At 66.3% G+C, this 6,417-nt stretch carries 7 protein-coding genes and 2 pseudogenes; 4 read left to right on the forward strand and 5 right to left on the reverse strand.

From position 1 onward, the window contains the following. A pseudogene (locus tag K0M74_RS14195) lies at positions 1-262 on the forward strand (UTP--glucose-1-phosphate uridylyltransferase); the annotation flags it as partial. Between the two features lie 36 nt (positions 263-298). Here K0M74_RS14195 and aqpZ read toward each other — a convergent pair. Next, positions 299-1,024, reverse strand: a complete 726-nt coding sequence (aqpZ, locus tag K0M74_RS14200; protein ID WP_293973681.1) for an aquaporin Z — start codon at positions 1,022-1,024, stop codon at positions 299-301. A 98-nt stretch (positions 1,025-1,122) separates the two neighbouring features. Continuing rightward, positions 1,123-2,400, reverse strand: coding sequence for a methyl-accepting chemotaxis protein (locus tag K0M74_RS14205; protein ID WP_293973684.1), 1,278 nt, complete (start codon positions 2,398-2,400; stop codon positions 1,123-1,125). A gap of 59 nt (positions 2,401-2,459) precedes the next feature. Here K0M74_RS14205 and K0M74_RS14210 point away from each other — a divergent pair, with 59 nt between their 5' ends. Further along, positions 2,460-2,912, forward strand: a complete 453-nt coding sequence (locus K0M74_RS14210; protein WP_293973687.1) for a hypothetical protein — start codon at positions 2,460-2,462, stop codon at positions 2,910-2,912. A gap of 155 nt (positions 2,913-3,067) precedes the next feature. Here K0M74_RS14210 and K0M74_RS14215 read toward each other — a convergent pair whose 3' ends face one another. Continuing rightward, positions 3,068-3,736: a S24 family peptidase gene (locus K0M74_RS14215; RefSeq protein WP_293973690.1), complete on the reverse strand. Its 669-nt coding sequence runs from the start codon at positions 3,734-3,736 to the stop codon at positions 3,068-3,070. Between the two features lie 127 nt (positions 3,737-3,863). Between K0M74_RS14215 and K0M74_RS14220 the strand changes: the two genes are divergently transcribed. Together K0M74_RS14220 and K0M74_RS14225 are read left to right on the forward strand one after the other, a co-directional pair. Continuing rightward, positions 3,864-4,115 carry a hypothetical protein gene (locus K0M74_RS14220; RefSeq protein ID WP_293973693.1) on the forward strand — a complete coding sequence of 84 codons (252 nt, stop codon included), beginning with the start codon at positions 3,864-3,866 and terminating at the stop codon, positions 4,113-4,115. Between the two features lie 8 nt (positions 4,116-4,123). Beyond that, positions 4,124-4,453 carry a hypothetical protein gene (locus K0M74_RS14225; RefSeq protein WP_293973696.1) on the forward strand — a complete coding sequence of 110 codons (330 nt, stop codon included), beginning with the start codon at positions 4,124-4,126 and terminating at the stop codon, positions 4,451-4,453. 12 nt (positions 4,454-4,465) lie between these two features. Here K0M74_RS14225 and K0M74_RS14230 read toward each other — a convergent pair whose 3' ends face one another. Beyond that, entirely contained in the window at positions 4,466-5,302 is an 837-nt protein-coding gene (locus tag K0M74_RS14230) for a hypothetical protein (RefSeq protein WP_293973699.1), read from the reverse strand. A 59-nt stretch (positions 5,303-5,361) separates the two neighbouring features. After that, positions 5,362-6,417: pseudogene (locus K0M74_RS14235) on the reverse strand (TIGR04063 family PEP-CTERM/XrtA system glycosyltransferase); the annotation flags it as partial.

Genomic DNA, 6,417 nt, shown 5'->3' on the forward strand with positions numbered 1-6,417 from the left:
CATCTCGGGCCGCTATATCCTCCAGCCCGAAGTGATGCGCGTGCTCGAAGGGCAGGAGAAGGGTGCGGGCGGCGAGATCCAGCTGACCGACGCGATGGCGACGATGATCGGCACCCAGCCGTTCCACGCGGTGACCTTTGACGGCGCGCGCTACGACTGCGGGTCGAAGGCCGGCTATATCCAGGCCAATCTGGCGGTCGCGCTGCAACGCCCCGACATCGCCGCCGAGGTCCGCGCCTTTGCGATCGACCTGCTGAAGTAAGACCGGCGGAGGCGACGGCCCCCGCCGGATCAGTGGTTATTCGCCTTCGATATTCGGTTTCGGGAAAGTGTCGGCGCTCAGCGTCTTGTAGAGCAGACCGCCCACCGCGCCGCCGATCAGCGGGGCGAGCCAGAACAGCCACAATTGCTGGATCGCCAGCCCGCCGACGACCAGCGCCGGACCGGTGCTGCGCGCCGGGTTGACCGAGGTATTGGTGACCGGGATCGAGATCAGGTGGATCAGCCTCAGCGCCAGGCCGATAGCGAGCGGCGCGAAACCTGCGGGCGCGCGACCGTCGGTCGATCCCATGATAATCCACAGGAAGAAGGCGGTGAGCACGATTTCGATCAGGAACGCCGACCAAATGTCGTAGCCGCCCGGCGACCCGGCATCAAAACCATTGGCGGCGAGCCCGTTGGTTGCCAGATCATAGGCGGGATTGCCGCTGGCGATGTAGAATAGCAGGAACGCCGCGATGACCGCGCCGATCACCTGCGCGCCGACATAAAGCGGAATGTCGCGTGCTTCGAAGCGTCCGCCCGCCCACAGCCCGACGGTAACCGCGGGGTTCAGGTGACAGCCGGAGATATGGCCGATCGCATAGGCCATGGTGACGACGGTCAGGCCGAAGGCGAGTGATACGCCGAGCAATCCGATGCCGACATCGGGAAACGCCGCCGCCAGCACCGCGCTGCCGCAGCCGCCGAAGACAAGCCAGAATGTGCCGATCAACTCGGCCAAGCCTTTTTGCATATTCGTCATATGACCCTCCTCCCCACCGGTGGCCATGGACGCCGCCGGCGCCGGGTCATCCTATCAGGGCTGGGCAGGCGAGCAAGTCTTCGCACCGACGCCGGATTTCAGGCGGCCGCGACCGCTTCGACGAAGTGGCGCGCACGCTGGTCGAGCGAGCGTGCTGCCTCCGACAGTCCCGCCGATAATTCGCCAAGCGCCTGCGCGCCATCGCCGACCGCGGTGGCGCCGTGTCCGATTTCCTGGACGCGCAGGTCGATCTCGCGGCCTGCCGAGACCGCCTGTTCGACATAGCTCGCAATCATGATCGTCGTGGCGCTCTGCCCGTCGACCGCACTGTCGATCGCGTCGGAGAAACCATTATTGGCGTCGATCGCGCGTTCCACTTCGCCAAAACCGGCCGCTACCTGACCGACAATGTCGCGGATATGATCGACATATTGCGCAATATCACCCGCAGCGGACCGTGTCTGACTGGCCAGCGTCTTCACCTCGGACGCCACGACCGCAAAGCCGCGTCCGGCCTCTCCCGCATGCGCAGCCTCGATCCCGGCGTTGAGCGCCAGCATGTTGGTGCGGCTCGCCATGTCGATGATCAGCGCCAGCATCTGTTCGATCGACTGGCTGGCAGTCTTGAGCGCCTCTGCCCGTTCGCCCGCCTGCTGGACTTTGCGATGCGCCTCGCCGCGAATGGCGCGGGCGCGGGAGCCATCGTCGACGATCTTTGCCATCGTCGCCGCCAGCGCATGGCCGCGGTCGCCCAGTTCGTGCAGCCCCGTCAGCGTTTGTGCCGTCGCCCCGGCGACCGTCACCGCGTCGCGCCCTGTCTGCCGCGCGCGATCGGACAGGGTGGCAGCAAAAGTTTCGACCTGATGCGCCATGTCGGACAACACCGCGGTAAGCGCCGTAATCTCTTGCTGAAACCGGCGCCCGGCGTCGTCGACCTTTGTCGCTCGCGCCGCGCCCTCCCGCGCCAGTTCGACGTCGCGCAGCATCGCCAGTTTGGCGAGCTGGCCGCTGTCGAGCGTCTCGACGAAGCGGCCGCGGTCGACGAGGATCAACTCGCCGCGCCCCCGCCCCTCGGCCGCGATGCGCAGCAGTTCGGTGGTCGATCGCGCGACATCGGCGGTGGAGCAGGCTTCGATCAATGACGTGATTGACCCGCCGATCGTCGGATTCTGCATCAGCGAAAACCAGAAGGGGCAGAAGAGCAATTCGCGCACCCGCTGTTCGCGGATGACGCCGATCGGGCGCGCGTTCGCGTCGAGCACTGCCAGCGCGCGCAGGTCGGGATTGCCGCGAAACAGCTCGATCACTTCGGCCATGTGCGCGTCCGCGGCAACCGCGGCGGCGTGGCCCGATGATGGTAGCAAAACATGGTCCATGACGGGCTTGGTCTTTCTTCGCGCTGCGACTGCTGGTGCGCGGCTCGGCCTAAGCAACGTTGGTAAACATCAATTTAACCATTTGTTTCAATGCTGTGACACGGGGCCCCAACGCGGGGGCGAACCGTCGCAATATTCTGTTCAGATCGCGCCCGCTATGCGATGACGCGGCGCACCGATCGGATAGCGACGGCGAGGAGAAGACCATGCGTGCCATCATCACCGCCCTTGCTGCGCTGCCGCTGCTCGCCGGCTGTTTCAGCGCGGTGAAAACCGTGGTGACCGCGCCGGTCAAGGCGGTTGGGCAGGTCGCCGACTGGACGACGACAAGCCAGGACGAATCGGATCGCAATCGCGGCCGCGAGATACGCAAGCGGGAGGAACAGCTGGGCAAGCTGTCGCGCCAGCGCGACAAGGCGGCCGAGAAATGCCGCGACGGCAATGAAGACCAATGCCAGCGCGCCGAAGTATTAGACCATGAAATCGAAGCGGTGATGGCGGCGCCACGGTAGGGCCGCGAAACGCTGCCTGATCCTCCTGTCGCGCAGCGATGGGGAGGTTTCAGCGTGAATCGCTGACGGAGGGGCTTTGGCGCTGATGTCGCCGCCCCTCCACCAGCGCCTGCGGCGACGGTCCCCCTCCCAAGGCTTCGCCAGGGAGGATGAGGTCACCGCACCCGCCGCCCGGTCCACACGACGCGGCCGACCAGTTGCACCGACGTCATCGGCAGGTCGTCCCAGCTGCGGTAATGCGGATTGTCGCTGATCACCGAAATCCGTCCCGGCCCTGGCGCGCGCGCGATGCGTTTAACCATCAGCACATCGTCCATGCGCAGCACATAAATCCCGTCGCGCAGCCGCGCCGCGGCGTCGCCGCCGTCGACCAATATGTCGTCGCCGTCGTTCAGCGTCGGCGCCATCGAATCGCCCTCGACGCGAATGATGCTGAGCGCGCGCGGATCGGCGCCAAGGTCGCGCAGCCATTTGGGATCGAACGCCACCTCGCCCTCGACCGGCTCGCTCTCGACGCTCGCCCCCGCGCCCGCCGACGCGCCGATCGCCAGTTTCGGGACGAGGATCATCCCCGGCCCGCGCATCCGCGCCGGAGTCGCAACGCGTTGCACCGGGCCGCCGAGCAGCGCTTCGGACACCCCCAGATAGGCGGCGATCCGCGTACGATCCTGTTCGGCGAGCCGCCGCGGCGAACCGCGTTTGATATATTGCTGGATATAGGCGGGGTTGCGCCCGATCACCTGCGACAGGCGCGCATAGTCGATGCCCTTGTCGGTCAAGAGACGGTCGAGCGCTGCGCGCGGATCGGGAACATGATCGATCATGGGCGAGTCCTTCCTATTTCATTCCTAGCAAGCGGATTTTTCCTAGACAAGTAGGAAATCGAGCATCAGATAGGAATTATCCTATCGGGTGAGTCGCCCGGTTGTCGACGCCGTCTGGGAGGAAGTTATGGAACGCACATTGTTGCAACGGATCGATGCCTTTTTGCAGGAATCGTCGATGCCGCCCACCGTATTCGGCCGCGCCGCGGTACGCGATCCAAAGCTCGTGAGCGATTTGCGCGCGGGCCGCGAACCGGGCGGCCTGCTGATTTGCCGTTTGGAGCATTTCATGAGCATGTGGCGCACCGAGCGTCATGCGGGCCGGGTCGCGCCGCAGGGCGACCGGCGGACACGGTCGTTTCGCCAGTCCGCCAAATGAGCGCAGACATGACCCGCTGGTCGCCCGCGCAGTCCCGCCGCCCCGGCTGCCCGCACCGCCGTTTGCGCCACCTGCTCGCGGATGCGATGCCACCGGGCCTTTCGCTCGGCGCGTCGACGTTCCGGCCGTGGGCAAGCGCGAATTTTGTCGGGGCCCGCCATATCTTTCCCTGCGCGCTGGCGGATGGCGAAGCGAAAGCGGTCAGCGCCGCGATACAGAACGAGTTAGGCAACGCCGAATGGACGCTGCCCGGTCATGTTGTCGCCGATGTCGTGGTGGTGGAATGCAGCAACCCACCAGGCGCATTGCAGATCGAAATTCTAATGGTGGAAGAATGAAGGGTGGGGAGGTCAGCCCACCGACTGACGCGTCATCCGTTGCAGGGTGCTGAGAGCGGCTTCGAGCGCGAAGTCCACTTCGGGATCCGGTTCGACGGCGGCACCGTCGGGCGCAGCGATGTCAGCGGTCGCAGTCGGTTCGCGGCGGCGCGCCAGGCCCGCTTCGAGCCGCGCGACCATCGCGCCGAGCGAATGGTCGGCGGTGGCGGCGGACAGCGGCTTTGCCGTCATCACGGCGGGTTGCAGCCAGGGTTCGTCACCAGCGGCATGGTCTTCGGGCGCGAGATCGGCGAGCACCAGTTCGTCGGCATTTTGCTCGGCAAATTCGTCGAGCCACAGGTTGGCCTCGGCGCTGTGGTCGGCGGCAGCGACTTCGGCGTTCAGCGGCCCCAGACCGCCGGCGGGCAAATCGCGACCGGCGCGGATCGGCGGGCGCAGCGGATCGTCGGGATGCAGATCGACGCGGCGGCGGCGGGTCCAGAAGGCGTCGCTATCCTCGTCGGCAGCCACCGTGGACTCGCGGCGGAAGCGCCCGCGTAGCGAGGACAGTCCCGCAGCTTCGGGCTCTGCGATCAGCAGCGCGACCAGCCCCGCGATCAGCGAAGCGATTGCGGCCATGCCAAGGGCCAGGATCAGTCGCGCAGCATTGCCGACCGGCGGCACGAAATAGTCCGACAGCCGATCAAGATAGAGGTTCCAGGAGATCCCCGCGACCCACGACATCGGCATCACCGCGGCGAACATGAAGGTCAGCGCCGCGGCGCCGATCACCGCGGGCATGGCGGGGCGCAGCGTGCGGAGGAGCGCGCTTGCCTTGCCTTGGCCGGGGTTGTCGCTGGTCTCGTCCATATCGTCCAATTCCGTGCGCCCCGTGCGGGGCCAAAATGTCGTCATCCGGGGCGGCGCGCTCAGGCAGCGCCGCGCAGCAATCGCTGGTAAACCGGCTCGTAACGTAAAATGTTTGATGACCAGTTACGATGGGTTTCGACAAAAATACGTGCGGTGCGCCTTCGCTCCGCCCAAATGCCCCGATTCTCGAGCAGCATCGCCAGCGCATCGGCGATCGCTTCGGGATTGTCGGGGGCGAATAGCGTGCCGGTGACGCCATCCTCGATCAGTTCGCGGTGGCCGCCGACGTCGGACGCCGCGACCAGCTTGCCCTGCGCCATCGCTTCGAGCGGTTTGAGCGGGGTGACGAGGTCGGTCAGCCGCATCTTTTTGCGCGGATAGGCGAGGATATCGATCAGCGAATAATAACGCTCGACCTCCTGATGCGGCACCCGCCCGACGAAATGGATCTGCGCCGCCGCACACGATGCCGCGGCCTGCGCCTTCAGCGCCGCCTCCATCGGCCCGCCGCCGACGAGCAGCAGCCGCGCTTTGGGCTGCGCCGCGACGAGTGCGGGCATCGACGCGATCAGGTCGTCGATGCCCTCATAATCGTAGAAGCTGCCGATATAGCCGATCACCGCATCGTCGGCGGCGATCCCCAGCGTGTCTGCGAGCGCATCGTCGCGCGGCGGGGGATCGCCGAACAGGTCGAGGTCGACGCCATTGGGGGACACGGTGATTTTGGCCGGGTCGATGCCGCGCGCGATCAGATCGCCGCGCAGGCCTTCGCAGATCACCGCGACCGCATCGGCGGCTTTCACCGCATGTGTCTCCAGTTTTTTGGTCAGCCAATAGCGCAGGCTGCCTTCGCGCCCGGTGCCGTTGCCAACCGACGCATCCTCCCAGAAGGCGCGAATTTCGTAGATGACGGGGATGCCGAGCTTTTTGCCGACGCGCAGCGCCGCGAGCCCGTCCAGCACGGGCGAATGTGCGTGGATCACGTCGGGTCTCCAGTCGCGCGCGAGCGCCTCGACCCGCCGGGCCAGCCCGCCGGTTTAGCGGCCGTCGCGGGTGGGCGCGCGCGCAGGCGGGGGGGGCGGGGGGGGGGAAAATGTGCGGCCGTCGCCGGGAAG

Source organism: Sphingopyxis sp. (assembly GCF_019459305.1).
Lineage (GTDB): Bacteria > Pseudomonadota > Alphaproteobacteria > Sphingomonadales > Sphingomonadaceae > Sphingopyxis.